This is a genomic window from Halolamina sediminis, assembly GCF_001282785.1.
GTDB lineage: Archaea > Halobacteriota > Halobacteria > Halobacteriales > Haloferacaceae > Halolamina > Halolamina sediminis.
On the sequence record NZ_CVUA01000001.1, the window covers coordinates 1480958 to 1506604 of the forward strand.

The window sequence follows — 25647 nt, forward strand, 5'->3', positions numbered from 1 at the left end:
AGTCGACAAGCGGCGGAGGGGGTCGCCGTTCCGAACCGTTCTCGTCCCTCGACGGCGACGCCGGGGCGTTAGGCCCGGAACTCCCCGTGTTTCAGGCCGAGGAAGAACGCGACGATCGAGAAGACGATCATCGACGGCAGGACCATCATGAACACCGTCGAAGGGGTCATCATCGACGTGAGCGCGACCGTCGCGACCGCGACGATCACGACGAGCGGCGCCACCGAACGCGTGAAGTCGAACTCCATACGGGTCGTTGTGGCTCGACAGACAAATCGGTTGAGAAAGCGGAGGCGGCCGCCGTCGAAAGCGCCGGGGAGTACCAGCGTCCACGTTTCGGCCCGTGACTGTTTTCGCTTGCCGCGTCCCCGGCCCACGGCGGGCTCACATCTGTTGGGCTCGCGACCGGATCTCGGCGTCGAACCCACGCATGAACTCGTCGACGGTGTTGCCCATGAGCATCACCGGCAGCCCCTCGTCGACGAGGCGGTCCAACAGCCTCGAAGGCTCCGTGTCGAACCCCAACTCGGTCACGTCACACGCCGTCTCCGCGGCGAACACCGAACTATCGCGGCCCATCACGTAGCCGGCGTCGATGACGTCATTTGCGGCGAGGTGATCGAAGTACGAGACGAAGGATGCGGTTCGGCCCCGTCGATCCGGCCGCAAGAAGAGAAACGGCGTGATTCGATCGGAGTCCGGAAGCGCCTGTCTGACCGCCTCAGTGCTCTCGACGTCGTTTACTTCCGCGGCGTTGAACACGCGACCGCCAGGGACTGCGGTCCAACTCGGCTGGATCTGTGAGAGGTAGGAGTCGATCTCCGGGTCCGCTAAGGGTGGTTCGTCGACGGCTTCGAGGGTGTCGTTGACCGCGTGAACGGTCTCGGCCCCAAGGAGCCCCTCGTGTCGCTCGGGGACGTCGACTTGCTCGATCGTACTCCCGGTCGCGGTAACCTCCGCCTCCAAGTACTCGTAGATGACCGGGTGTTGCTCCCCGCAGACGACGTGGGTGTCTTCCGGGATCGACTTCGCGAACGACCGGGCGATCTCGGCGCGGCTCTCCCCGAGCGTGTCCTGGTGGTCACGGCGGACGTTCGCGAGGACGACCACGTGTGGGTCGAGGAACTTCTCGTTGATCAAGCGGGTCGTGTACTCGGTGATCCCCTGGTTCTCGAAAACCGCGACGTCGTCGGGTCTGTGTCTCGCGAGCTTGGGGACGTACTCCTGGAAGACGGAGATGTTCTCGTACAGCGTCGTCCGCGGTCCTTGGCGGTTCAGCGGAATCGCCGTCCCGTTGTGGATGAGGTGTGGTTGGTTCCCGGTGATCTTCGCCAGCGTGTCGTAGCCGCGGCGGACGAACACGTCGTTGAGCCGGCGGGTGGTCGAGGACTTCCCCCGGATACCGGAGACGACGATCCGGGTGTCGATCTCGCCGATCGTCCGACGGTGTTTGAACCCACGAACGGGTAGTGTCACCAACGACCTCAGCGCCGGGCGAAGGGAGGTCGATCCGACGGTGAACGGCGAGGCGTGTTCGCCGTCCTCGGCGACGAGATAGCTCGTCGTCGTTGTCCCGGCGTACGTACAGAACGTTTCCGCGGCGGCTTCGGCGTCGGCTCGAGTCTCGTAGACGCCCGCCGACCGCACAAGCACGTCGCCGTCGTCCGCCAGCAGCCATCGATAGCCCTCGTCCGCCCCAACCGTCCGGTACTGGGCGGTGGTGACGATCTCCGCGGCCCGTCGGCCGCCGAACCTGCGCTTAGGCTCGTTCTGGATCATCGAGGCCGCCGCACGAACGTGATCGATGGCCGACTGTGCCGCCTTGGAGGACTCGAAACTGCGCGGCGCGTGGCGCAACTCCAGTTCGCGGCCCCGAAGCCGCCAGTGCCAGCCGTCGTCGTCGGTGTACACCTCGAAGCTGGGCTCTAACCTCATGAGTTCGTCTCCCTCCGGTGAGAGTGTGCACCCGACTCGGCGCCGTCCGTACTTTCAGAGACGTTCAGTATCGAGCGGTCGTTGATCGCGGCCTCGTCCGGTTTGAGGTGTGCAGTCCGTTCGACGATGGCAAAGCAGATCGCCACGATCGTGACGCCGACGATCGCCTCCGGCGCGCCGAACTGCCGGGGGAACCCCCTCGGCAGCACTGCTCCGGTAATACGCGCCAGACAGAGCAACAGGACGAAGGCACCGAACTGCAGCGGCACGAACTGCCACCGGCTGGACGGCTGTGTAACGTGGGCGTTGTAGGCGTTGACGCCGGCGAGGATACCGACGAAGTACGCCGACAGCCCACGGCTGATCTCGAACTCGATGGACAGTGGCACCGCAGCCACGATGCCGAACGCCGCGCCGAGGCCGACGAGAACCCGCCCGTACAGCAGCGTCGAGTAGTGAACCGCCTGTATCGCGACGTAGGACAGGATCAGGAGACAGACGTACAGGTAGACGAGCCGTCGGTCGGCCAGTGAGTAGATCCCGAGCAGCGCGACGGAGACGACCCCGATCCGTACGTCGTACCGTTCCCTGACCCGCTCCGACAGCAGCATCCCGATGGCGAACAGCAGCACGGTCACCAGCCGAGGCAGGATAACGGGCGACAGCCGATCGGACACCGCGATCCCCTTCCAAGTCGCGACATCTGCGGTGCGGGAGTACAGCGTCGGCGGCGTACCCGTCGCCAGTACCGGCGCGAACTCCGCTGAGACGAGATACCACCCCAACCCGAACAGACAGACGAACAACACACACGCGGTGACGAGGTCCCAGCGTCGCGTTTCGGGGTCCAGTTGGTGGTAGTTGTACGCCGCGAGACCCGGCAGGATGCTCCCGACGAACACCACCGTCTGGAACACGTTCTCGACCATTACGCCGAGAGTCAGCAGGATCGTTACGGGTACGAGGCTCCCGATGAGGATGGCCGCGAGGAGTTCGTCACGACCGTAAATGAGGGTCCGGTCTTTGAGCAGGCGGAGCCCAATGTAGGCGAGAGCGGCGCTCAATGCGTAGATCGGCAGCATCACGAAGTTCTTCAGTGTGTACACGGCGAGTACCGGGATCGCGATGGTCCCGCCGAGGCGGTAGCCGTACACCTGTGTCAACCCCGCGACCGCGAGCAGCCCGAACGCGGTGACCGTGACGGCGACGATCATCTCCAAGTCACCGTCCCGTCGACTGGCACTGCACGCACTGTCGTCCCCGACGGTCCACGCACGACATCGTACTCCCGGCCACCGCTCGTCTCGGGTGGCTCCCACTCGATCAGGCTCAGTCTGTCGAACGCCGCCCGGAGGACCTCGATACCGTCCGGCGGCGAGAGGAAGACAAAGACGTTGACGTGGGTCGCCCCCGGCGGCCGTTGCAGTTCGTAGCTGAACTCCGCCCACTCACGGTCCGTCGACGGGAGCGCCCTCTCTCGCCGCCGGAAGGAGCTGCCGGCAGTATCGTCGTACCACGAGACGAGCAAGACGAGCTCCCCGTCGGCGTTCGTTCGGTACGTCCCCGACAGGGTGAACTCGTCGTTGGTAACCGGAAGGCGGTTTCGCGGGGACAGGATCGCTCGGTTGTTGTTCGCCTGTACGCGAACCAGTTCGACACCGCCGGAACCGTCCGGCCCGATCGGCTGGTCGGAGGCGCGTGACTCCCGCCCGTAGCGCCACAGCGTCCCCTCATAGCGGTCCCCGTCGACGTCGAGATCGTCGAACTCGCCGGTAACGAACCGCTCACGCCCGAGTTGGGTCGTCCCGTCGGAACTGGCGATCCAGCCCCGAACGCGACGCTGAATCCCGCCCCGGAGTGTCAACGGCTGCTTCGACGGCGGCTCCGCCGTCGGTTGCCACCGTACGGTGCCGTCGGTGAGCCTGAACGAGTCGTCAGAGTAGCCGGCGAGTTCCCACAGTAGCCGGTCCCGGAGGGACCCAGTCACCCCCCGCGGAACGTACCCCTCCAACAGGATCGGTTCGATCCGGGCGTTCCGTACACCGTCGGCGGTGACGTCCACCCGAAGCAGCAACGATCGGTACGTCGTCCACAGGTTTTGATCGAAGAAGAGGTTCCCCAGCGACCATGCGACCAGGGCCCCTCCCCGCGTCTCGAAACCGCCGGACACGTGCGGGTGATGGTTGACGACGAGGTCCGAGCCCGCATCGATCGCGGCGTCGGTGAGCGCACGGATCTCGGCTGTCGGCGTTCGTTGGTACTCCTCGCCGCCGTGGATCTGTGTCACGACGACGTCCGCTCGCTCGGTCGCCACGCGGACGCTGTCGCGGACGGACTCGTCTGTCCCACGGAGGACCCCCGCATCGTCGGGGACAGTGAGCGTCTCGCCCTCCTGTTGGACTGTGTAGGTTTCCTCGGACTGTTCGGCTGCCCAGTCACGCTCGTACTGCTGGCCTGCGGTCGTGGTCGCGGAGACGAACCCGATCGTCAGGTTGCCACGATCGAGAAACGCCGGCTCGGCCGCCGCTGCCGGGTCGAACCCGGCCCCGGAGTGTGCGATCCCCGCGGTGTCGAGTGCGTCGATCGTCTCCTCGAGTCCCGGAGTGAGGGCATCGAACGCGTGTGTGTTCGCCAGCGCGGCGTAGTCGACGCCGGCATCCGCCATCGACGCGGCGGCGACCGGGTGACTCGTGAAAACGTACGCCTTCGAGGGGTGTCGCCACGGAGCCGTCGTCAGTGGCGTCTCCAGGTTGACCGACGTGACGTCGGCGCCCCGGAAAATCGGCTCGACGGACCCGAGCAGCCGGCCGTGTGAGTCCCGACGGTCACTCCCGTGGAGTTGGTAGTGTGACTGAAGGGGGTCAGTGTTCTGCCTGTAGTACCGGCGCCCGAACATCACATCCCCACCGAAGACCATACTCACGCTGCCGTCTTTCCGCCGTAGACGGACGTCGACCGTCGAGCCGGGCGCCACGGCTCGAGTCACCGATGAGTACCCCTCGCGGGTGAACTCCATCCAAGCCGGCCCCCCATCGAGCCGTATCTCGTAACTTCCGTCCTCAGCAGTCACGGTTCGCCCGACCGGCTCCCCGTCCCGATACGCGACGACGGCGACGTTTGAAACACCGTCGTCGTCGTACACCGTCCCGGTAGCGGTCGTTGACCCGTCCCCACCAGAAACGGCCGTTCGGAGCCGGCCGGAACAGCCCGCGAGCCCGAACAGAGTACAGCCTGCCACCCCCAACAGTTCTCTTCGTCGCAATCTACCGGCTATCGCAGGTAAAGCAAAATATGTGTTGTGCATGCAGCCTTACTGTTCGCTCCGAAACGAATTCCGCAGGGCTCGAACTACAGAGGGCGGGCAGAAACATCTGTATATGTGTTACTTTCGGGGGTCGGTCGGTGGAGAACCGACCTAGTCGGGTGGACGTCCCATCGGCTACCGAAACGGGTCCCGCCGGGGCACACTTGAAGCCGTATCGGCCGTGCCGTGCGGCCGGACGGCGAGGAGGCGGCGAAAGGAGCGACGGCAGGAAACGGTGGCGAGTACGGGACGCCGCGGGAAAGAGTAAGAACTCCAAACCCCTTGCGCGCCGGTAGAATTCGAGTGGACTCGCGGGGATTTGAACCCCGGGCCTTCCCCGTGCCAGGGGGATGATCTACCACTGATCTACGAGCCCTCGTCGCACTCAATCGTACCGCGGTCGAATTATTAAGGGCTTCGATGCCCGGACGGCGTGGGGGAGGTCCACACCGGCATCGTCGACGCGGATGGAAAGCCATTAAGCCCCTCGACGGCCACCCTCCGTTGGGAACAGCACGGCCGCAAATCTGACTCGCTCGGACCGACCGAGCTTGGGATTGCGGAAGTGTACCGACGTGTAGTCGGTCTTTTCGCGGTCAGTGCCGTTCCAACTCAGACAATGGCACGAATGCATACACGCCGCCGCGGGTCGTCCGGTTCGGACGCCCCTGCGGCAGACGAGCCGCCGGAGTGGAGCGACGTCGACGCCGAGGAGATCGAATCCCGCGTCGTCGAACTCGCAGAGCAGGGCCACGACCCCAGTCAGATCGGCCTGAAACTGCGCGACGAGGGCGTGAAGGGCACGCCCATCCCGGACGTCAAGCTGGCGACCGGGAAGAAAGTCACCGAGATCCTCGAGGAGAACGACGCCGACGCCGACCTCCCCGAGGATCTGCGGAACCTGATGGAGCGCGCAGTCCGCCTGCGCAAGCACATGGACCGGAACCCGCAGGACGCCCAGAACAAGCGCGCCCTGCAGAACACCGAGTCCAAGATCCGTCGCCTGGTCAACTACTACCAGGGCGACGAGCTCGACGCCGACTTCGAGTACGACTACGAGACCGCCGAAGAGATCCTCGAAGGCTAAATGTCGAAAGCGCGCCCAGTCGAGGAGCCACTCGCCGAAACCCTGTCGGCGGCCCCGTTCGTCCGGGTCGCCGCCGCCAGCGACGGCGACAGCCTCGCGGCTGCCGGCCTCCTCGCCCGGGCGTGTGCCGGGACCGACACCCCGTTCCAGCTCCGCCTCGATGACGCCCCGAACACCGAGGACGCCGTCACCGTCACGATCGGGCCGACCGCCGTCGACGGCGACGCGACGCTCGACCGGCCGGCGAGCCCGACCGCGTTCGAACTGGCTCGCCGTCTCGGCACCGGTCCGGACCCGATCCTCGCCCTCGCCGGCACGATCGCCGCGGGCGAGACCGTCGAGTCGGCCGACGCGGCGCTCGACGCCGCACGCGACTCGGCGCTGATCGACCGACAGCCCGGACTGGCGCTCCCCACCGAGGACGTGCCGACCGGGCTCGCCGCGTCGACGCTGCTGCACGGCCCGTTCTCGGGCGACGAGGACGCGGCGGCCGCGCTGGTCGCCGAACTCGACGCCGGGGGCGAGGCACACGCGGCCGGCGACGACGACGGCAGCGGCGGGGCGTTCGACCGTCGACTCGCCTCGCTGGTCGCCGTCGACACGGTGGCCGCCGAGGGAGCCGCCGAACGCGCTGCGACGCAGGTCGAGCGCGCGCTCCGCCCGTACGTCACGCCTGACGCGCCGTTCCGCACGCTCGGCGGCTGCGCCGACGTGCTGGACGCCGTCGCGCGGACCGCCCCGGCCGCCGGCATCCCGCTGGCGCTGGGCGAGGGGTCCGACGACACGACCGACGCCGCGCTCGCGGCGTGGCGGAAGTACGGCGCGGCGGTCCACGGCGGGCTGCGGTCGGCGACGACTCGCCGGCACCACGGCGTCTGGCTCCTCGATATCGAGGATGCCGACCCCGCGGTCCTGCCGGCGGTCGCCCGCCTCGCGCTGGCGTTCCGCTCGCCGGAGCCGGTCGCGCTCGCCGTCACCGACGGCGCCGCGGCCGCCGCCGGCGAGTCGGGGATCGAGAGCGCCGTCACGACCGCCACGAGCGCAGTCGACGGCACTGGTCACGGCACGGAGACGACTGGCTGGGCGCGTTTCGACAGCGACACCGAACAGTTCACGGACGCGTTCCGGGAGGCGCTATGAGCGGGGATCGCCACGAGGCGACGATCGCCACCACCCACGACGACGCGGGAACGGTGGCGGCCGCGCTCGCTCCCGACAACACCGATGCGATGACGACGACCGTCGACGGCGACACGGTCCGGACCGCCATCGTCCGCGAGGACGCCGGCGGGCTGGCCGCCTCCGTCGACGACTACGTCGTCAACCTCACCGTCGCCGACGCCGTCTGCGAGACGGCTCGGGACACTACTCAACCATGAGCGAGACATCCACCAAGATCGAAGGTAAACGATGGTACACCGTGCTCGCGCCCGAGCAGTTCGACCGGGCCGAGATCGGTGAGACCGTCGCGGAGGAACCGAACCAGGTCGTCGGCCGAACCATCGAGACCACGCTGGGCGAGATGGAGGGCGACCAGGGACAGAACAACAGCAAGCTCACGTTCAAGATCAACGACGTGGGCAGCGACGCCGCCTACACCGAGTTCATCAAGTACGAGCTCACGCGGGACTACCTGCGCTCGCTGGTGCGCCGCGGCGCCTCGAAGGTCGCTGCCACCGTCACGCTGCTGACGACTGACGACTACCGCGTCAAGATCCAGCCCGTGGCGCTGACGACCCAGAAGGCCGACCGCTCGCAGGAGCAGGCCATCCGCTCGGTGATGACCGACATCGTCGAGGAGGCCGCCGAGGAGCGCACGTTCGAGCAGCTCGTCGACAGCGTCGTCGAGGGCCGAGTGTCCTCGGCCATCTACGGCGAGGCCAAGGAGATCTACCCGCTGCGCCGCGTCGAGGTCCAGAAGCTGACTCTCGAAGCCCGACCCGAGGAGGTCGCGGCCGAGGAGGAAGCCTCTGTGGACGTGGACGAGGAAGACGTCGAGGAGTAGCCCTCGTTTCGGCGGATTCACGCGCTTTTTCGCTTTTTCACCGGTCGCGAGCGGCGTCGCCGGCCACGCGCCCGACCGTCGCCGATCGGGGGCGTCGAGAGCTACTCGCTCGCCGTCGGCGTTCGGTCCTCGACGATCACTCTCCCCACCATCCCGCCGCTCTCGTGGGGGATACAGAAGTAGTCGTACTCGCCGGGGATCTCGAACGTGTGGGTGAACTGGTCGCCGTTGCTCAGCGCGCCCTGGGTCCCGTTGCTCCAGGCCTGCCGGGCGGCGTCCTCGCTCTCGTAGCCGCCGGTCGCGAAGAACTCGGCGCCGTCGGGGAGCGACGCCTCGTAGGCGGTGACCGTGTGATCGCGGGTGCCTGTGTTCTCCCAGACGACCTCCTCGCCGACGGCGACGGTGACTGTCGGCGGGTCGAACGAACTCGGTCGCATCCCCACGTCGAACTCGGTGTTCTCGCCCCGCGTCAGCCCGAGACAGCCCCCGAGACTCGCCGCGGCGGCAGCCCCGGCGGCGGCAAGGTAGCGTCGGCGGTCCATATCTCGGCCTTGGAGGTCGAGCGATTTAGGCGCCGTGATTCCGTCACCCCGAAGGTAAACACGTAAACCGCCGCCGTGTTTCCGGTCGCCCATGCGCTTGCGGTCGCTCGGCCGTCTCGGTCCAGCCGACGCCGTCACCGTCGGGAACGCCGCGCTGGGGTTTCTCGCGGCCGTCGCCGCGACCGTCGACATCGGCCTCGCGGCCCGGCTCGTGCTGTTGGGCGCGATCGCTGACGGGCTCGACGGCGTCGTCGCCCGAAAGTACGGCGGCACCGAGGCCGGCCCGTACCTCGACTCGCTGGCCGACGTTGCCACCTTCGGCGTCGCCCCCGCGACCCTCGTCGCCGTCGTCGCGCGCCGGGAGTGGGGGACGCCGGCAGCGCTGCTCTCCGGCGTCTCGACGGAAGCACTGCTCGCGCTGGCCGGCGTCGTCGTGCCCGCACTGTACGTCGCCGCCGCGGTCACCAGACTAGGGCTGTACACCGCTTACGACACCGACAGCGACGAGACTGTCGGCGTGCCGACGACGCTCGCGGCGACGATCTTCGGCGCGATCGTGCTCACGGGCTACCGCGGTGCCGGGACCGTCCTGATGGGCTTTCACGACGCCGGCTTCCTGCTCGCGCTCGCGGCGGTCCTGACGCCGCTGATGCTCTGTGACGTCGTCTACCCCGACCTCCACGCACAGGACGCACTGGTGATGGGGGTCGTTCAGGCCGGCGCCGTCCTGCTGCCGGGGCTGTACGGCCGCGGCTTCGCGTTCGGCCTGCTGTACGTCGCACTCGCGTACCTCGTCTTGGGCCCGATGCTCTACTGGCGGCGCTGAGCGGTTTCGACATCCTCCACCGTCGAGTCGACCACCTGCCCATCCTCGTCGAGCACGAGCGTCAGCGCCGCCCGGTCGCGGTCGATCCGGAGCCGAGTCCGCTCCCCGTGCTTCTCGACCGCGTGGCCCCCGTACACGTCGAGGTTCCACAGGCGTCGTTTCCGCACGTCGACGCCGCGTGCCCAGTAGAACGAAACCACCGCCGGGTGGCGCGCGACCGCCGCGCCGACCGGCACCTCGAACAGCGGGCCACACTCCGGGCAGTCGGCGACGAAGCGGTGCCGCGGCTCCTCGCCCGGGGACCGTTCGACCGACCGCTCGGGCAGCGCGTGACAGTACGGGCAGACGCCGCGCTGGGCCCGCTCGACCGCCGTCACCAGCTGTGCGGACATCACGTCGGCGAGGTCGTGGAGGTCGCGGTAGGCCGCCCCGCTCGGCCTGACGGCGATCTGGAACACCGGCTCCTCGTCGGCCGCGTGGACCCGGACTAGACTCTCCTCGTAGCTCGCGTACAGCGGTCGGCCGTCGACCAGCGGCGACGACGCCTCGATCTCGACTGGCTCGCGGGGCTCGTGGCCCTGCCACGCGCCGGCACGCAGCGACTTGGCGATCTCGAACCCCGCGAAGCTGAGGCGGTACCCCTCGTCGGCTTTCTCCACGAAGCGGTCCCGCAGTACGTCGAGGTGGTAGTTGAAGTTCCCGTTGTCCCGAACCCCCGCCGCCCCCTTGAGCCGGGAGTACGAACAGCCGTCCCGCGAGTCGGCGGCAACCGTCTGCTCGTACAGCGCGTCGACGATCCGGAGGCGCGTCTCGTTGCCCAGCACCGAGAACGGGTCGGCGTCCGGCCCCGCGGTCGCCCCGTCGCCGTCACTGCCAGTCATCGTCCGTTCGTGTCCTCCGCCCGACGTATAGGTTGTGGAGGAGTAACTCGGTACTCCCGACGTATTTCACGGCGGCCGCCCAGGCACCGACACATGCGACAGGCCCTCTCCCGGCGCCGGTTCCTCGCCGGCGTCGGCGCCAGCTGTGCCGCGGCCGCAGTCGGACCCCGGACGGCGACCGCGTCGCCGTCACCCGCCCAGTCCGAGATCGAAGCCACGCTCGACGACCTGGTCGCGGCGAGCCTTGACGAGCACGACGTCCCCGGCGCCACCGTCGCAGTGGTGGACGGCGACAGCACCCTCACGAAAGGGTACGGCGTCGCCGACCGGGAACAGGGTGGGGAGATCGATCCCGCCGAGACCGCGTTCCGGCTCGGCTCCGTCTCGAAGTCGGTCACTGCGACCGCGCTGATGGATGCGATCCAGCGTGGCGAGATCGATCCCGACGAGCCCGTCTCCGAGTACGTCGACGGGCCACTCGCCCCCGAACGGCCAGTCACGCTGGCGGAGCTGATCACCCACCGCGGCGGGTTCGAGGCGTCCAACCGCGGGATGTGGTACCCCGACGTCGGAAGCCTCCGGCCGCTTGCGACGTTGCTCGAAACGGAGCCACAGAAGCAGGTTCGCGAGCCCGGCACCGTCGGCGCGTACTCGAACTTCGGCTACGCACTGGCCGGGCAGGTGCTGGCGTCGACGGCCGGCGAGCCGTTCCACCGCGCGATCGACGACGCGCTCCTCGGCCCGACCGGGATGAGCGGGAGCAGCTTCGAACAGCCGCTCCCGGACTCGCTCGCCGGGAGCCACGCGACCGGTCACGGTGGAACGGGTCCGTACCGCGACGGCGAGTTCCCCCTAGTCGGCCTCCGGCCCGCAGGCTCGCTGTCGGCGACGGCCGACGACGTGGCCCGATTTCTCGAACTCCACCTGAACGGCGGCGCTGTCGGCGGCGAACAGGTGCTCGAACCCGGCACGATCGACGCGATGCACGACCAGTGGGCGACCCACCACGAGCAGCTCGCTGGGATGGGGTTCGGGCTGTTCGAGGAGTTCCACGGCGACGTTCGGACGCTCTGGCACAACGGCGCGACGCTGTCGTTCTACAGCCATCTCGTGCTCGTTCCTGAGTACGACTTCGGCCTGTTCGTCGGGCTCAACGCCGCAAACGGAAGCGCCGCGGCCGACGTGGTCGACGGCGTGCTCGAAGAGCTCCTGCCCGACACCGAACCGCGCTCGCTCTCACCCGACGGGCAGCCGACGCGCGCCGACGAACTGACTGGGACCTACCGTGCGCTCCAGCAGTCACACACGTGGCACGACCGAACGACGTCGGTGCTGAACGCCCCCACGCTCCGTGTCCGTGTCGCCGACGACGGCGCGCTCGTCACGGAACGCGGCGACAGCACGAACCGCTGGGTCGAGATCGAGCCGCTGGTGTTTCAGCACGAGTCAGACGGCCGCCGGATCGCGTTCGGGGAAGACGGCGGGACGATCCAGTACCTGTTCACCGGCGGCAGTCCGACCGCATTCGGCCGTGTCGAGGGCGTCGATCGGCTCCAACTGCACGGGATCCTCGCACTCCTCACGATGTTCGGGGCGCTCTCTTCGGTCGGGGGTTGGCCCGCCGGCGCGCTCTACCGGCGGCTCCGGGCGGAGCGGGCCGGCGAGGTCGGCGACGTGAGTTGGGAGACGCTCCTCGGCTCACGAATGAATCGGGCAAAGCTCGTAGCGGCAGGTGGATTCCTCGCGACACTCGGCGGGCTGGCGCTGGTGATCGTCCACCTCGGGGTGACGCCGTACCGCGTCCTCTCGGACCCGCCTGTCACGTTCCGGGCGCTGTTTGCGGGGCCGATGCTGGGGCTCGCCGGCGCGGTGGGGAGCCTCGGCTACGCCGGCCGCCTGTGGCTCGCGGGCGACGGTAGCCGACTCGCGAGAATCCACTACACGCTGGTCGCGGCGTCGCTCGCGGGGCTCTGTTGGCTGCTCCGGTACTGGAACCTGCTCGCCCCGCCGCCCTGAGCGTCAGTCGGCCGACGCTTCGAGGATACCCTCACAGCGCGCGACGAAGTCGGCTAGGTTCCGGGCTACGTCCTTATCGAGGGTGACGACGACACCGGCGTCCTCGCCCTCGCGGTAGTGGATCAGCACCGCCTTCGCGTGGAGCGAGATCGACGCGCGCTGGGCGCCCAGCCCGTCGTAATCCTGCTCGCGGATCAACGGTTCGGCATCGCGTGCGCGTTGTGTGAGCCCCGGCACCACCCGCTGGAGGTCGGCCGTCGCGAGATCTTTCCGGATGTACAGCGCGGTCCAGCCGTCCTCGTCGTAGCGAATCGCCGAACGGAAGTTCTCACCGGCCTGCTTCTCGACGAGTCGGACGAGCCCCTGGTACCGATCGTTCACACCTTCTCCTCGCGGGTCGGGGTCTTAATAGATCGCTTCCGCAGCAGCAATCACCGTAAGGCGGCGATCAGGCCTCGACGGCCGCCGCGTCGTCGTCGGCCTCGAGCGTCTCGCGGGCTTTCTCCGCCTCGGTCTGGAGCGTGTACTCCCGTGCGTCCTCGTACTCGGCGACGGCTTCGAGCGCCGCCTCGGTGCCGATCTGTCGGAGCGCCCACGCCGCGGCGGTCCGGACGGTGCGTTCCTCGTCCTCCTCGATCGTCGCAGCGAGCGGCTCGATCGCGCGCGTGTCGCCGATCAGCCCGAGCGCACGGGCCGCGAGCGGGCGGACCTTGTCGTTCTCCATCTCCAGCTTGTTCGCGAGCGCCTGGGTGGCCTCCTCGCTGCCGATTTCGCCCAGCGCGCGGAACGTGACTTTCTGGAGCTGCGGGTCCGAGTCTTCGTCGACGTACTCGACCAGCGTGTCGACGGCGTCCTCGGCGCCGGCGCCCATCTTCCCGAGCGCCTCGATTCCGGGCTTGTCGCGCTTCTGGGCGCGGGCGTGCATCTCGTCGAACGCCGCGGGGTCGCCCATCCGGGTCAGCGCCTCCATGCAGTGGCGCTCCATGAACTCCGACTCCAGCGCGTCGAGCGCGCGGAGCACCTGCTCGACGTTGCCCTGCTGTTCGTGCTCCTTCAGCGCGGCCCACTCGACGGGGTAGTCCTTGTAGTGGCCGAGCACGTCGTAGAACCCCTCCGCCCGGAGCTGTTCGTTGGTTTCGAGGTCGTCCCACTCCTCGGCGTCTTCCAGCCCGTCGCCGAGGTCGTCGGTGGCCTCGACCAGCGCGGCGAGCGTGTCGGCGTCCGCGTCGGCGTCGAGGTCGGCCTCTTCGATCGCGTCGGCGACGGCGTCGAGCTCGTTGGCGAGCGCCTCCGGTTCCTCGTCCTCGGCGCTGCCGAACTCGGTGCCGAGCGCGTCGCCCGCGGCATCGAGGTAGTCGTCGACGGCCGCCTGGGTCGCCGGCGTCCCGTTGGCGGTCCAGCGCGTCTCGGTGAGCTGGTTCTGGAGCGACTCGATCTCCTCGAGCACGTCCTCGGCGTAGGGGCCGCGCTGGGATTCGATCCCCTCGCGGAGCTCGTCGATCTGGCCTTCGATCTCCTCGGCCGCCTCGTCGTCCTCGTCGAACTCGGCGGTCTCGAACGCCTCGGCGACGCGGTCGAGGGTGGCTTCGACCTCGTCGAGGTCGGCCTCGGTCTCGGCCGCCTCGAGTGCCTCGCTCGCCTCGTCGAGGCGTGACTCCATCTCCTCTGCGGAGAGCTGGAGCGCCTCCTCCTCGGCCTCGGTCGGCTCCTCCTCGTCAGTCATACGTGTGACTGGGTCCGAAACTGATTAAGGCGTTTCCCTTCCGAGCGCGCCGCGACGGCCGAAGCGAGACTACCGCTCCAGCCCGGGGTTGGTGACTGCGCCGTCGGCGGCCGAGCCGAACTGTGCACCGTACTTTCCGAGTACGCCGCCCGCGTACGAGGGTTCCGGGCGCTCCCGGTCGTCGAGCCGTCGGTCGATCTCTTCCTCCGAGAGATCCACGTCGAGGCTCCGGTCCGGGATGTCGATCGTGACGTGGTCGCCGTCCTGCAGCGCGCCGAGCGGGCCGCCGACGAACGACTCCGGGGCGACGTGCCCGATCATCGGACCCCTTGTGGCACCCGAGAACCGCCCGTCGGTCACCATCGCCACGTCGTCCTCGTGGCCCTGCCCGACGACGGCCGCGGTGACGCCCAGCATCTCGCGCATCCCCGGGCCGCCGCGGGGCCCTTCGTTGCGGATCACGATCACGTCGCCCGACTCGATCCCGCCCTCCTGCACGTACTGCATCGCGTCCTCCTCGCTCTCGAAGACGCGGGCCGGCCCCTCGTGGTGGAACTGGTCCTCGCCGGTGACCTTGAGGACGGCGCCGTCGGGCGCGAGGTTCCCCTGCAAGATCTTGATCGCCCCCTCCTCGTGGAACGGGTTGTCGACGGGCCGGAGAAAGTCCGTCTCGTCCAGCGTGCTGTCGGCCGGGAGGTCGAGGGTCTCTAGTTCCTCCGAGATTGTTCGACCCGTGACGGTCATCGCGTCGCCGTCGAACAGGCCGGCCTCGGTCAGCCGGCGGATAACGACCGGCACGCCGCCGGCGTCGTGGAGGTCCTTCATCACCCGCGAGCCGCCGGGCTGGAGGTTCGCGATCTTCGGCGTTCGGCGGCTGATCTCGTCGAAGTCCTCGATCGTGAGGTCGATCCCAGCCTCCTGTGCGAGCGCGAGCAGGTGGAGGACGGCGTTCGTCGAGCCGCCCATCGCCACCTGCACCGCGATCGCGTTCTCGAACGACGCGCGGCTGAGAATGTCGGAGGGGCGGCGGTCGTTCTCGACGGCGTCGAGTGCGAGTTCGCCCGCGCGCTCGGCGACGCGACTCCGGCCCTCGCTCTCGGCGGGCGGGGAGGCGCTGCTCAGCGGTGCGAGCCCGAGTGCCTCGCTGATCGAGGCCATCGTGTTCGCGGTGAACATCCCGCCACAGGAGCCCGCGCCGGGACAGGCGTTGCGCTCCAACTCGTCCAGTTCCTCGCGGCTCATCTCCCCTTGTGCGTACGTGCCGACGCCCTCGAACACGTGCTGGACGGTCACGTCCCGCCCCTCGTGCTGGCCGGGAAGGATCGAGCCGCCGTAGAGGAACACGCTCGGCAGGTCGGTCCGGATCGCGGCCATCAGCATCCCGGGGAGGTTCTTGTCACAGCCCGCAACCGTCACCAGCGCGTCGAGGCGCTCGCCGAACGCCACCAGTTCGACGGAGTCGGCGATTACCTCCCGGGAAATCAGCGACGCGCGCATTCCCTCCGTCCCCATCGAGATGGCGTCGGAGATCGTGATCGTCCCGAACTCGATGGGCATCCCGCCGGCGTCGTCGACGCCGTCGATCGCGCCGTCGGCCACGTCGTCGAGGTGGACGTTACACGGCGTCACGTCCGCCGCGGGGTTGGCGACGCCGACCATCGGAGAGGAGAGGTCCTCGTCGTCGAACCCCATCGCGCGGAACATCGCACGGTGTGGCGCACGATCGGCGCCCTCGGTCACTTCCCGGCTCCGGAGGTCGGCGGGCTTCTCCTCGCCGCCTCGCTGCTCTCGGTCCGGCGTGTCCTGTTTACTCATACCGTCACCCACGGTCGGGGGCACTTAACTCCGTTCCGGGTGTGGTGCGGAGCCCCGCAACTACGACACGTGGCTTATTAATCGTGATGGTTCCGGGCGACAGGTTCAAGTACTGGTACGAGGTAGCGTGGGACGCAATGTCTCACGACACTGAGGGAGCGTCGGAAACCCCGGCGGATCGAGTTCTCCCAGGGCACGTTGAGAACTGATCCCGAGTTCGCCACAGCTCGGATCTTCGACACGACCCTGCGAGACGGTGAACAGTCGCCCCGAACTTCGTTCTCCTACGACGACAAACGCGAGATAGCCGCCGCGCTGGACAGCGCCGGCGTCGACGTGATCGAGGCGGGCTTCCCCGTGAACTCCGACGCGGAGTTCACGGCGGTCCGCGACATCGCGTCGGCCGCCGACACAACGGTCTGCGGGCTGGCTCGCGTCGTCGAGAAGGACGTCGAGGCAGCCATCGACGCCGGCGTCGATCTGGTCCACGTGTTCGCGTCGACCAGCGACGTCCAGATCGAGGACTCGATGCACGCCAGCCGCGAGGCAGTGATCGAGCGCTCGGTCGACAGCGTCGAACGCGCCGCCGAATCCGGGGCCGAAGTGATGTTCTCCCCGATGGACGCCACCCGGACCGACCCGGAGTACCTCGCCGAGGTGATCGAGGCGGTCTCGGACGTGGGCGTCGACTGGATCAACGTTCCGGACACCTGCGGGGTCGCGACCCCCGGGCGGTTCGCGTCGCTGATCCGGACGGTCCGGGCGCACACGGACGCCCGGATCGACGTGCACACCCACGACGACTTCGGGCTCGCGAGCGCGAACGCCCTCGCCGGCTTCGAGGCCGGCGCCGATCAGGCGCAGGTCTCCGTCGGCGGCATCGGCGAGCGCGCCGGCAACGCCGCGCTCGAACAGGTCGTCATGGCTGCCGAGAGCGTCTACGGCGCCGACACCGGGATCGACACCACCGCGATCACCGGCCTCGCCCGCACGGTCGAGGCGCGCAGCAGCGTCGACCAGCCGGCCAACGCGCCGATCGTCGGCGAGAACGCGTTCGCCCACGAGTCCGGCATCCACGCCGCGGGCGTCATCGAGAACTCGGCGACGTTCGAGCCCGGCGTGATGACGCCGGAGATGGTCGGCGCCGAGCGCGAGCTGGTGCTGGGCAAGCACACGGGCACCCACTCCGTCCGCGAGCGCCTGCGCGAGGCGGGCTACGACCCGACCGACGAGCAGGTCCGGGCGGTCACTCGCGAGGTGAAGGATCGCGGTGCCGACGGCGACGAGATCACCGAGGAGACGCTGAAGACCGTCGCCGAGGCCAACGGCGTCGACCGCGATCCCGAACGCGTTCCGGAGGGGCCAGCCTGATGGCTCCCCGTAACGGCGCGCCGCGCCAGCCGCGGCGCTCGCGATCGTGTCACGGTGTGCCGTGGCGCGGAAAGAGTTATCACGGTCGGTGTCATGGCTCCGTCCATGACGCGACGACGCCACACCGGTTCGCTCGGCGTCAGCGTCTCGCTCATCATTGTAGGGGTCTGACCCCTACAGCCACCACTTCTCCCCCGACCGTCGCATCACCCGACCACCGAGCCTGCAGTCACGTCACACGATGAGCGAGCCAGCACGCGCCGCGACACGGCCACGGGAGGCCGAGCGGCGGCGCGACAACGACCGAGCGGTACAGCGCGACGAACAGTCGACCGAGTCCGAGGCGCCGGCGACCGGCGCGGACGCGGCGATCGCCGCACTCGATGCGGCGGGCGTCGAGCACGTCTTCGGCGTGCAGGGCGGCGCAATCATGCCCGTCTACGACGCGCTCGCCGAGGCCGACGCCGCGCCCACCCACGTGACGATGGCCCACGAGCAAGCGGCCGCCCACGCCGCCGACGCCTACGGGCAGGTGACGGGCGAGCCGGGCGTCTGCATGGCCACCTCGGGCCCGGGCGCGACCAACCTCGTCACCGGGATCGCCGACGCCGACATGGACTCCGACCCCGTCGTCGCACTGACGGGGCAGGTGCCGACGGCGTTCCTGGGCAACGACGCGTTCCAGGAGACCGACACCGTCGGCGTCACCCGACCGATCACGAAGGAGAACTACGTCGCGGACGACCCCGACGCCGTCGGGCCATCCGTGGGCGAGGCGGTCGAACTCGCCGGCGCCGGCCGACCGGGGCCGACGCTGGTCGACCTGCCGAAGGACGCGACCACCGGCGACACAACGGGCCAATCTGCCGACGCCGGCCTGCCGGAGTACTACGAGGTGCCCGAGCGGGCCGACGAGCCGGCCGTCGCGGCCGCGGCCGAGGCGCTCGCCCGTGCCGAGCGCCCGCTAGTGCTCGCGGGCGGCGGCGTGGTGAAAGCCGGGGCGAGCGAGGAGCTGCGGGCGTTCGTCGAGCGCTTCGACGTGCCCGTGGTGACGACGATGCCGGGGGTGGGCGCGGTGCCGGAAGACGACGAGCGCTGTCTCTCCTTCGCCGGCATGCACGGTACCGGCGCCGCGAACATGGCGATCTCACATACGGACTGCCTGTTCGCGATCGGGACGCGCTTCGACGACCGGCTGACCGGCGGCGTCGAGACGTTCGCGCCCGAGGCAGAGGTGATCCACGCCGACGTCGACGCCGCCGAGATCTCGAAGAACGTCGAGGCGGACTACCCGCTGATCGGCGACGCCGCCGCGGTGATCGAACAGGTCCACGGAGCGTTCGCGGAGAGATCCGACGACGCGTCTGACCGCTACGCGGCGTGGCGCGAGCGGTGTCGGGAATGGGAGGCCGAGTACCCGATGACGTACGCGGCGCCCGACGACGAGCCGCTGAAGCCGCAGTTAGTCGTCGAGGCCGCCGACGCCGCGACGCCAGACGACGCGATCGTCACCACCGGCGTCGGCCAGCACCAGATGTGGGCCGCCCAGTACTGGACGTACCGTGACCCGCGCTGCTGGGTCTCCAGCCACGGGCTGGGGACGATGGGCTATGGCCTGCCCGCCGCCATCGGCGCGAAAGTCGCCGAACCGGACCGTGAGGTGGTCTGCTTCGAGGGCGACGGCTCGTTCCTGATGACGCTGCAGGAACTGTCCGTCGCCGCCCGCGAGAACCTCGACGTGACCGTGATCGTGCTCAACAACGAGGCGATCGGGATGGTCCGACAGTGGCAGGACGCCTTCTTCGAGGGGCGACACACCGCCTCGGAGTACGGCTGGATGCCCGAGTTCGAACCCATCGCCGAAGCGTTCGGCGCCGCGGGGTTCACCCTCGACGGGTACGACGAGGTGGCCGACACGCTGGAGGCCGCGTTCGGCCACGACGGGCCGTCGGTCGTCGACGCCCGGATCGACCCGCGGGAGAACGTCTACCCGATGGTGCCCAGTGGCGGCGACAACAGCGGCTTCGCGCTCTCGGAGGGGCAGCTATGAGCGGGGAGTCACCGGCGGACGCCGGCTTTGCGGACCCGGACGCCGACCGTGACGGCCTACAGGGCCCCGGCCCGGACGAGCGGGAGCGACCCACCGGCCGACGGTCGGACCAGGGCGTCCGGGTCGACCCCGAGGCCGAGGCCAGTCACCCCGAACGCCGGACCACCATCTCGGCGCTGGTGAAACACGAGCCCGGGGTGCTGGCGGAGGTCGCGGGGCTGGTGAGCCGCCGACGGTTCGACATCGACTCGCTGACCGTCGGGCCGACGACGAACCCCGAGACCGCCCGGATGACGCTGACCATCGAAGAGCCCGAGCCGGGGGTCAGACAGGTCGAGAAGCAACTGGAGAAGCTGGTGCCGGTGATCTCGGTCCGGGAGCTGGATCGGGACGCGGTCCGGCGCGAACTGGCGGTGCTGAAGATCCACGACGACGACCCCGCCGCCGTCGAGGCGGTCGCCGAGATGTTCGACGCCCGGACGCTCAACGCCGAGCCCGGGACCGTGACCGTCGAGGTGACGGGGAGCTCCGCCCAGATCGACCGGGCGATCGACGCGTTCCAGCGGTTCGGCGTCCGGGAGCTGACCCGGACCGGCACGGCGGCGCTGGCTCGCGGTACCGAGTGGACCACCGACGCGGAGGAATCGCGCTACGAACGACACCGAACCGACGGCGCCGACGGAACGGCGTCACAGACGAGCGATACCCACCGACGATGACGGAGAACACCATCTACCACGACGACGACGCGACGCACAGCTACATCGAAGAGAAGACGGTCGCGGTGCTGGGCTACGGCAGTCAGGGCCACGCACACGCCCAGAACCTCGCGGAGAGCGGGGTCGACGTGATCGTCGGCCTGCGCGAGGGCTCGGCCTCCCGGACCGCGGCCCGCGAGGACGGGCTCACCGTCGCGACGCCGACGGAGGCCGCGGCGGCCGCCGACGTGGTGTCGATGCTCGTCCCGGACAACGTCCAGCCGGACGTGTACGACGACATCGCGCCCGAACTGGACGCCGGCGACACGCTGCAGTTCGCCCACGGCTTCAACATCCACTACGACCAGATCGAGCCGCCCGAGGACGTCGACGTGACGATGGTCGCTCCGAAGGGGCCGGGCCACATCGTCCGCCGGCAGTACACGGACGGCGAAGGGACGCCCGGGCTGATCGCGGTGTACCGCGACGCGACCGGCGAGGCCAGACAGGAGGCCCTCGCCTACGCCGGGGCGATCGGCTGCACTCGCGCGGGCGTGATCGAGACCACGTTCCGCGAGGAGACCGAGACCGACCTGTTCGGCGAGCAGGCGGTGCTCTGTGGCGGCGTCACCGAACTCGTGAAGGCGGGCTACGAGACGCTGACAGACGCGGGCTACAGCGAGGAGATGGCGTACTTCGAGTGCCTGAACGAACTGAAGCTCATCGTCGACCTGCTGTACGAGGGTGGCATGGGCGGGATGTGGGACTCCGTCTCCGACACCGCAGAGTACGGCGGGATCACCCGCGGCGAGGTGGTCGTCGACGACCACACCCGCGAGCAGATGGAGACCGTGCTGGAACAGGTCCAGAACGGCGAGTTCGCGACGGAGTGGATCACCGAGAACCGGGCGGGCCGGCCGTCCTACGGCCAGCGCCGCGCCGCCGAGAAGAACCACGAGATCGAGGAGGTGGGCGAGGAGCTCCGCTCGCTGTTCGCCTGGAGCGACGCCGAGAAGAACCGGGAGCCAGCCGACACACCGGCAGACGACTGAGACCAATGAGCCGACACACCGACACCACGAGCCGGCGACGTGACGAGACGAACCGACGGGAGACCAGCCAGCGGACGATGGGCGAGGTGAGCCACACCAACCCCATGACAGGGGAGAGCTTCGGCGACTCGCAGGTGTTCCAGCGCGGGACAGTCGTGATGGTCGACGGCGGCGAGGCCGAAGACGAGCGCGACGGCGACCGCGACGGGGAGCCGATGGGCGACGTGGACCACACGCCCCGGGAGGACGCGCCCGATGCCAACGACGCGTACGTCCGCGGCGTCGATCGCGAGGGAGAGGGCGACGACGGGTCCGAAACGGCGGCTGACACCGAGGAGGGAGCCGACGAGGAGCCCGTATGAGCGAGGGGACGCTGTACGACGCGGTGTGGGACCGCCACCGTGTCCGGCGGCTCCCTAGCGGGCAGGACCAGCTGTTCGTCGGGCTCCACCTGATCCACGAGGTGACGAGCCCGCAGGCGTTCGGGATGCTCGAGGAGCGCGACCTCGAAGTCGCGTACCCCGAGCGCACCCACGCCACCGCCGACCACATCGTCCCCACGGACGACCGCGAGCGCCCGTACGACGACGACGCGGCGGAGTCGATGATGGCCGAACTGGAGGAAAACGTCGAACAGGCCGACCTCTCGTTCGACCATCCCGACACGGGGCGACAGGGGATCGTCCACGTCGTCGGCCCCGAACAGGGGCTGACCCAGCCCGGGATGACCGTGGTCTGCGGTGACTCCCACACCGCGACCCACGGCGCGGTCGGCGCGCTGGCGTTCGGGATCGGCACCTCCCAGATCCGGGACGTGCTCGCGACCGGCACCGTCGCGATGGAGAAGCAGGCAGTCAGGCGGATCGAGGTGACGGGCGAACTCGGCGACGGCGTCTCAGCGAAGGATCTGATCCTGACGATCATCGGCGAGCTCGGCACCGACGGCGGCGTCGGCTACGTGTACGAGTACGGCGGCCCCGCGGTCGAGTCGCTGTCGATGGCGGGCCGGATGACCGTCTGCAACATGTCGATCGAGGGCGGCGCCCGCGCGGGCTACGTCAACCCCGACGAGACCACCTACGAGTGGATGGCCGAGACGGACGCCTTCGTCGACAACGAGGAGCGAAGCTCCTCGAGCAGCCGGACGCAGTCCGGCGACGCCCCCGAGAAATTCGCCGAGCGAAAGGAGTACTGGGAGTCGATCCGCTCGGGCGACGACGCCACCTACGACGACGTGGTGACGATCGACGCCGACGCGATCGAGCCGACGGTGACGTGGGGGACGACGCCCGGGCAGACGGCCGGGATCTCCGATCCCGTCCCCGACCCCGCCGACCTCCCGCCCGAGGACCGCGCGGTCGCCGAGCGGGCACAGGACCACATGGGCGTCACGCCCGGCGAGCCGATGGCGGGGTTCCCGGTCGACGTGGCCTTTCTCGGCTCCTGTACGAACGCGCGGCTGCCCGACCTCCGTGCGGCCGCCGAAGTCGTCGAGGGCCGAACGCTGGCCGACGGCGTGCGGGGGCTCGTCGTCCCCGGCAGCCAGCGCGTGAAAGCCGCCGCCGAGGCCGAGGGACTGGACGAGACGTTCCGCGACGCCGGCTTCGAGTGGCGCGGCGCGGGCTGTTCGATGTGTCTCGGGATGAACGACGACCAGCTCGTCGGCGACGAGGTGTGTGCCTCCTCGTCGAACCGGAACTTCGTCGGCCGGCAGGGCAGCGCCGACGGGCGGACGATCCTGATGAGCCCCGAGATGGTCGCCGCCGCCGCGGTGACCGGCGAGGTGACCGACGTGCGCGAACTCGACGCCGCGCCGGAGGTGGCGCGATGAGCGACCCCGTCGACGTGCCCGCGATCGAGCGCGTCGAAGGAACGGGCGTCCCGGTGCGGGGGAACGACATCGACACCGACCAGATCATCCCCGCGCGGTTCCTCAAGGTGCTCACCTTCGAGGGGCTCGGAGAGTTCGCCTTCTTCGACCAGCGGTACGAGAACACCGGCCCCGACGCGGGCGGCGACGGGCTCGCCGCCGAGAGCGAGGCCGCCGAGCAGCCCACTGATCACCCGTTCAACGACGAGCGCTTCCGGGAGGGGAACGTGCTGGTGGTCAACGCCAACTTCGGCTGTGGCTCCTCCAGAGAGCACGCGCCGCAGGCGCTGATGCGCTGGGGCATCGACGCCATCGTCGGCGAGTCGTTCGCGGAGATCTTCGCGGGCAACTGTCTCGCGCTGGGGATCCCGACCGTGACCGCCGACAGCGAGGAAGTCGAAGCGCTGCAGGACCACGTCGACGCCAACCCGGACACCGAAATCGAGGTCGACGTTGGCGCGGAGACGGTGCGCTACGACGATCGCGAGATCGACGCCGCGGTCGACTCGGCACAGCGACAGTCGCTCGTCGCGGGCGAGTGGGACACCACCGCGCTGCTCGGCGCCAACCCCGAGGCAGTCGCCGAAACGGCCGCTTCGCTTCCCTACACCGACCGATGACCGAGGAGATCGCCGTGATCCCCGGCGACGGGATCGGACGGGAGGTCGTCCCCGCCGCGGTTCGGGTGCTGGAGGCCGTCGACCTCGAGTTCTCCTTCCGGGAAGCTGAGGCCGGCGACGCCGTTGCCGAGGAGCGAGGAACGCCGCTCCCCGAGTCCACGGTCGAGACCGTCGAGGCCGCCGACGCGACGCTGTTCGGCGCCGCGGGCGAGACGGCGGCCGACGTGATCCTCCCCCTACGGGAGGCGGTCGGCAGCTTCGCGAACGTTCGGCCTGCTCGCGCCTACCCGGGCGTCGACGCGCTCCGACCGGAGACTGATCTCGTGTTCGTCCGGGAGAACACCGAGGGCGTCTACGCGGGCATCGAGAGCGATTTCGGCGAGGGCGTGACGACGCTCACACGCGTGGTCACTGAGTCCGCGTCCCGGCGGATCGCCGAGTTCGGCTTCGAGTACGCCGCCGAGCGCGACGCCGACGTGACGGTCGCGCACAAGGCGAACGTGATGCGCGTCACCGACGGACGGTTCCTCGATTCGGTGGACGCCGTGGCCGAGGAACGCGGCGCCGAGTACGATACGGAGCTGATGGACGCGCTGGCGACGAAGCTGCTGCTCGACCCGACTGAGTACGACGTGATCGTCTGCCCGAACCTCGCGGGCGACGTGCTCTCCGATCTCGCGGCGGGGCTCGTGGGTGGGCTGGGGCTGCTACCGTCCGCCAACGTCGGCGCCGAGAACGGGCTGTTCGAGCCGGTCCACGGCACCGCGCCGGATATCGCCGGCGAGGGCGTCGCCAACCCCGCGGCGGCGATCCTGAGCGCGGCGATGCTGCTGGAGAGCCTTGGTCACGAGGACGCGGCTACCGACGTTCGCTCCGCGGTCGAGCGCACGCTCGACGCCGGCCCCCGGACCCCGGACCTCGGCGGCACGGCGTCGACCGACGAGGTGGCCGACGACGTGATCGCCCGGCTCTAGCGACCCACGTTCACGAGCAGTTCCAGCTTCTTCACTCGCGTCGCGAGCGTGAGGAGCGTCGCCGTCAGCGTGAGCACGACCGCGCCGGCGGCAGCGAGCGGGTGGATCTCCGGCGGGTGGGTGAAGAAGCCGTCCACGCCGATAGTCTGCCCGGGGATCAGCGTGTGGTGGGGCGTGCCGAGCACCGGGACGAAGTAGTCCACGAGGTCGTTCAGCCCGTACCACAGCACCGCGACCGCGACGGCACGGACCGGGAAGTCGCTGATTCGGTGGAGCACGAACGCCTGTACCACCATCGCGAGGTGGCTGAACAGGAGGAACAAGTACATCGGCAGCGGGTTGACCGCGCGGAAGCTGTCGGCGAAGACGAGCAGCACGTACGGCGTCCAGAGGCCGAGCTTCCAGCAGCCGAAGAACGCCAACGCGGAGAGGTACTCGTTTGCCCGTCCCAGCGCCCACGCACCGAACGCCAGCGCGATGAACAGCGTCGCCACGGGGCTATCCGGCACGAGCAGCCAGAACGCGGTCGGCTCCGCCGCGAGCTGGCCGGTGATCAGCGGGTCCGACAGGGGCAGCGGGTGGACGCCGTAGTACCAGAAGCCGAAGACGGTGCCGAGGAGGTTGGTGAGGACGACGAGCCACACCGCGCGGAGGCCGAGATCCTCGATCGCTCGGGGCAGTGGCGCGAGCCAGCGCGGCAGCGCGTCGCGGTCGGGCAGGCGCGAGCGGGGGAGCAGGCCCGGCAGGGTCATACTGGGGCGAGGGGCCGGCGGTGGCAAAGGGCTGCCGGTGCCGGTGCGTACAGACCGGCAGCGACAGAGGGCTGCCGGTGCCGGTGTGCCCTCCCCGCCGTAGCTCCCGGCCGAACGGGCCGAAGC

General features: G+C 69.3%; 24 protein-coding genes and 1 tRNA gene. 14 read left to right on the forward strand and 11 right to left on the reverse strand.

All coding sequences use genetic code 11. From position 1 onward, the window contains the following. Positions 1-68: 68 nt before the first annotated feature. The 5 genes from BN1959_RS07455 to BN1959_RS07475 form a co-directional block, all read right to left on the reverse strand. A complete protein-coding gene (locus tag BN1959_RS07455; RefSeq protein ID WP_053948057.1) occupies positions 69-248 on the reverse strand; it encodes a DUF7333 family protein in 180 nt (59 codons plus the stop codon). 136 nt (positions 249-384) lie between these two features. Then, complete coding sequence (locus BN1959_RS07460; RefSeq protein WP_154018245.1) at positions 385-1935, reverse strand: hypothetical protein; 1551 nt, start codon at positions 1933-1935, stop codon at positions 385-387. Continuing rightward, a complete protein-coding gene (locus BN1959_RS07465; RefSeq protein ID WP_079978633.1) occupies positions 1932-3149 on the reverse strand; it encodes a poly-gamma-glutamate biosynthesis protein PgsC/CapC in 1218 nt (405 codons plus the stop codon). The genes BN1959_RS07460 and BN1959_RS07465 overlap by 4 nt, the downstream gene beginning before the upstream one ends. After that, positions 3146-5239, reverse strand: a complete 2094-nt coding sequence (locus tag BN1959_RS07470) for a CapA family protein (protein WP_321164389.1) — start codon at positions 5237-5239, stop codon at positions 3146-3148. Before BN1959_RS07470 ends, BN1959_RS07465 begins: the two co-directional genes overlap by 4 nt. 304 nt (positions 5240-5543) lie before the next feature. Beyond that, a tRNA-Ala gene (locus BN1959_RS07475) sits at positions 5544-5615 on the reverse strand. 243 nt (positions 5616-5858) lie between these two features. On the opposite strand from BN1959_RS07475, the gene BN1959_RS07480 reads away from it, so the two are divergent. The 4 genes from BN1959_RS07480 to BN1959_RS07495 are packed head-to-tail and all read left to right on the forward strand — an operon-like array spanning position 5859 to position 8331. Then, positions 5859-6326 (forward strand): 30S ribosomal protein S15, encoded by a 468-nt coding sequence (locus BN1959_RS07480; RefSeq protein ID WP_053948059.1) that lies wholly within the window; start codon positions 5859-5861, stop codon positions 6324-6326. Beyond that, on the forward strand, positions 6327-7466 hold the full coding sequence (locus BN1959_RS07485; protein ID WP_053948060.1) for a hypothetical protein: 1140 nt from the start codon (positions 6327-6329) through the stop codon (positions 7464-7466). It abuts the gene before it with no gap. Further along, positions 7463-7705 carry a KEOPS complex subunit Pcc1 gene (locus tag BN1959_RS07490; protein ID WP_053948061.1) on the forward strand — a complete coding sequence of 81 codons (243 nt, stop codon included), beginning with the start codon at positions 7463-7465 and terminating at the stop codon, positions 7703-7705. The genes BN1959_RS07485 and BN1959_RS07490 overlap by 4 nt, the downstream gene beginning before the upstream one ends. Further along, the gene (locus tag BN1959_RS07495) at positions 7702-8331 is read left to right on the forward strand and encodes a 30S ribosomal protein S3ae (RefSeq protein WP_053948062.1); all 630 of its coding nucleotides are present in this window, start codon (positions 7702-7704) and stop codon (positions 8329-8331) included. Before BN1959_RS07490 ends, BN1959_RS07495 begins: the two co-directional genes overlap by 4 nt. 101 nt (positions 8332-8432) lie before the next feature. Here BN1959_RS07495 and BN1959_RS07500 read toward each other — a convergent pair whose 3' ends face one another. After that, entirely contained in the window at positions 8433-8873 is a 441-nt protein-coding gene (locus BN1959_RS07500) for a cupredoxin domain-containing protein (protein ID WP_053948063.1), read from the reverse strand. Between the two features lie 91 nt (positions 8874-8964). On the opposite strand from BN1959_RS07500, the gene BN1959_RS07505 reads away from it, so the two are divergent. Then, a complete protein-coding gene (locus tag BN1959_RS07505; RefSeq protein ID WP_053948064.1) occupies positions 8965-9699 on the forward strand; it encodes a protein sorting system archaetidylserine synthase in 735 nt (244 codons plus the stop codon). Here the strand turns inward: BN1959_RS07505 and BN1959_RS07510 are convergent. Further along, entirely contained in the window at positions 9684-10580 is an 897-nt protein-coding gene (locus BN1959_RS07510; protein ID WP_053948065.1) for a winged helix-turn-helix domain-containing protein, read from the reverse strand. The genes BN1959_RS07505 and BN1959_RS07510 overlap by 16 nt on opposite strands. Positions 10581-10673: 93 nt before the next feature. On the opposite strand from BN1959_RS07510, the gene BN1959_RS07515 reads away from it, so the two are divergent. After that, entirely contained in the window at positions 10674-12596 is a 1923-nt protein-coding gene (locus BN1959_RS07515) for a serine hydrolase domain-containing protein (RefSeq protein ID WP_053948066.1), read from the forward strand. A gap of 3 nt (positions 12597-12599) precedes the next feature. Here BN1959_RS07515 and BN1959_RS07520 read toward each other — a convergent pair whose 3' ends face one another. From BN1959_RS07520 to ilvD, 3 genes are all read right to left on the reverse strand, one after another. Beyond that, positions 12600-12977 (reverse strand): hypothetical protein, encoded by a 378-nt coding sequence (locus tag BN1959_RS07520; RefSeq protein WP_053948067.1) that lies wholly within the window; start codon positions 12975-12977, stop codon positions 12600-12602. A gap of 67 nt (positions 12978-13044) precedes the next feature. Further along, positions 13045-14319: a HEAT repeat domain-containing protein gene (locus BN1959_RS07525; RefSeq protein ID WP_053948068.1), complete on the reverse strand. Its 1275-nt coding sequence runs from the start codon at positions 14317-14319 to the stop codon at positions 13045-13047. Positions 14320-14388: 69 nt separating this feature from the next. Continuing rightward, positions 14389-16134, reverse strand: coding sequence for a dihydroxy-acid dehydratase (ilvD, locus tag BN1959_RS07530; RefSeq protein WP_053948069.1), 1746 nt, complete (start codon positions 16132-16134; stop codon positions 14389-14391). A gap of 150 nt (positions 16135-16284) precedes the next feature. Between ilvD and BN1959_RS07535 the strand changes: the two genes are divergently transcribed. From BN1959_RS07535 to BN1959_RS07570, 8 genes are all read left to right on the forward strand, one after another. Further along, complete coding sequence (locus BN1959_RS07535) at positions 16285-17505, forward strand: homocitrate synthase/isopropylmalate synthase family protein (RefSeq protein WP_053948070.1); 1221 nt, start codon at positions 16285-16287, stop codon at positions 17503-17505. 241 nt (positions 17506-17746) lie between these two features. Further along, positions 17747-19555, forward strand: coding sequence for a biosynthetic-type acetolactate synthase large subunit (ilvB, locus tag BN1959_RS07540; RefSeq protein WP_053948071.1), 1809 nt, complete (start codon positions 17747-17749; stop codon positions 19553-19555). Further along, positions 19552-20274, forward strand: a complete 723-nt coding sequence (ilvN, locus tag BN1959_RS07545; RefSeq protein ID WP_053948072.1) for an acetolactate synthase small subunit — start codon at positions 19552-19554, stop codon at positions 20272-20274. The genes ilvB and ilvN overlap by 4 nt, the downstream gene beginning before the upstream one ends. Continuing rightward, positions 20271-21305, forward strand: coding sequence for a ketol-acid reductoisomerase (gene ilvC, locus BN1959_RS07550; RefSeq protein WP_053948073.1), 1035 nt, complete (start codon positions 20271-20273; stop codon positions 21303-21305). The genes ilvN and ilvC overlap by 4 nt, the downstream gene beginning before the upstream one ends. Positions 21306-21310: 5 nt before the next feature. Further along, the gene (locus tag BN1959_RS07555) at positions 21311-21667 is read left to right on the forward strand and encodes a hypothetical protein (protein WP_202594658.1); all 357 of its coding nucleotides are present in this window, start codon (positions 21311-21313) and stop codon (positions 21665-21667) included. Continuing rightward, complete coding sequence (leuC, locus tag BN1959_RS07560) at positions 21664-23136, forward strand: 3-isopropylmalate dehydratase large subunit (protein WP_053948074.1); 1473 nt, start codon at positions 21664-21666, stop codon at positions 23134-23136. Before BN1959_RS07555 ends, leuC begins: the two co-directional genes overlap by 4 nt. After that, the gene (gene leuD, locus BN1959_RS07565; RefSeq protein WP_053948075.1) at positions 23133-23795 is read left to right on the forward strand and encodes a 3-isopropylmalate dehydratase small subunit; all 663 of its coding nucleotides are present in this window, start codon (positions 23133-23135) and stop codon (positions 23793-23795) included. Before leuC ends, leuD begins: the two co-directional genes overlap by 4 nt. Further along, positions 23792-24769, forward strand: a complete 978-nt coding sequence (locus tag BN1959_RS07570) for an isocitrate/isopropylmalate dehydrogenase family protein (protein WP_053948076.1) — start codon at positions 23792-23794, stop codon at positions 24767-24769. Before leuD ends, BN1959_RS07570 begins: the two co-directional genes overlap by 4 nt. Here the strand turns inward: BN1959_RS07570 and BN1959_RS07575 are convergent. Next, entirely contained in the window at positions 24766-25521 is a 756-nt protein-coding gene (locus BN1959_RS07575; RefSeq protein WP_053948077.1) for a DUF1405 domain-containing protein, read from the reverse strand. The two genes, BN1959_RS07570 and BN1959_RS07575, sit on opposite strands and share 4 nt — an antisense overlap. Positions 25522-25647 lie beyond the last annotated feature (126 nt).

Excerpts from the sequence above, each read along its gene's own strand:
- leuD (WP_053948075.1), top strand. The coding sequence starts at position 23,133 with ATGAGCGACCCCGTCGACGTGCCCGCGATCGAGCGCGTCGAAGGAACG.
- BN1959_RS07555 (WP_202594658.1), top strand. The coding sequence starts at position 21,311 with ATGAGCCGACACACCGACACCACGAGCCGGCGACGTGACGAGACGAAC.
- BN1959_RS07490 (WP_053948061.1), top strand. The coding sequence starts at position 7,463 with ATGAGCGGGGATCGCCACGAGGCGACGATCGCCACCACCCACGACGAC.
- BN1959_RS07460 (WP_154018245.1), bottom strand. The coding sequence starts at position 1,935 with ATGAGGTTAGAGCCCAGCTTCGAGGTGTACACCGACGACGACGGCTGG.
- BN1959_RS07515 (WP_053948066.1), top strand. The coding sequence starts at position 10,674 with ATGCGACAGGCCCTCTCCCGGCGCCGGTTCCTCGCCGGCGTCGGCGCC.
- BN1959_RS07480 (WP_053948059.1), top strand. The coding sequence starts at position 5,859 with ATGGCACGAATGCATACACGCCGCCGCGGGTCGTCCGGTTCGGACGCC.
- ilvB (WP_053948071.1), top strand. The coding sequence starts at position 17,747 with ATGAGCGAGCCAGCACGCGCCGCGACACGGCCACGGGAGGCCGAGCGG.
- BN1959_RS07495 (WP_053948062.1), top strand. The coding sequence starts at position 7,702 with ATGAGCGAGACATCCACCAAGATCGAAGGTAAACGATGGTACACCGTG.
- ilvC (WP_053948073.1), top strand. The coding sequence starts at position 20,271 with ATGACGGAGAACACCATCTACCACGACGACGACGCGACGCACAGCTAC.
- BN1959_RS07465 (WP_079978633.1), bottom strand. The coding sequence starts at position 3,149 with ATGATCGTCGCCGTCACGGTCACCGCGTTCGGGCTGCTCGCGGTCGCG.
- BN1959_RS07510 (WP_053948065.1), bottom strand. The coding sequence starts at position 10,580 with ATGACTGGCAGTGACGGCGACGGGGCGACCGCGGGGCCGGACGCCGAC.
- BN1959_RS07570 (WP_053948076.1), top strand. The coding sequence starts at position 23,792 with ATGACCGAGGAGATCGCCGTGATCCCCGGCGACGGGATCGGACGGGAG.
- BN1959_RS07505 (WP_053948064.1), top strand. The coding sequence starts at position 8,965 with ATGCGCTTGCGGTCGCTCGGCCGTCTCGGTCCAGCCGACGCCGTCACC.
- BN1959_RS07470 (WP_321164389.1), bottom strand. The coding sequence starts at position 5,239 with ATGCACAACACATATTTTGCTTTACCTGCGATAGCCGGTAGATTGCGA.
- BN1959_RS07500 (WP_053948063.1), bottom strand. The coding sequence starts at position 8,873 with ATGGACCGCCGACGCTACCTTGCCGCCGCCGGGGCTGCCGCCGCGGCG.
- leuC (WP_053948074.1), top strand. The coding sequence starts at position 21,664 with ATGAGCGAGGGGACGCTGTACGACGCGGTGTGGGACCGCCACCGTGTC.
- BN1959_RS07455 (WP_053948057.1), bottom strand. The coding sequence starts at position 248 with ATGGAGTTCGACTTCACGCGTTCGGTGGCGCCGCTCGTCGTGATCGTC.
- BN1959_RS07575 (WP_053948077.1), bottom strand. The coding sequence starts at position 25,521 with ATGACCCTGCCGGGCCTGCTCCCCCGCTCGCGCCTGCCCGACCGCGAC.
- BN1959_RS07525 (WP_053948068.1), bottom strand. The coding sequence starts at position 14,319 with ATGACTGACGAGGAGGAGCCGACCGAGGCCGAGGAGGAGGCGCTCCAG.
- BN1959_RS07485 (WP_053948060.1), top strand. The coding sequence starts at position 6,327 with ATGTCGAAAGCGCGCCCAGTCGAGGAGCCACTCGCCGAAACCCTGTCG.
- ilvD (WP_053948069.1), bottom strand. The coding sequence starts at position 16,134 with ATGAGTAAACAGGACACGCCGGACCGAGAGCAGCGAGGCGGCGAGGAG.
- ilvN (WP_053948072.1), top strand. The coding sequence starts at position 19,552 with ATGAGCGGGGAGTCACCGGCGGACGCCGGCTTTGCGGACCCGGACGCC.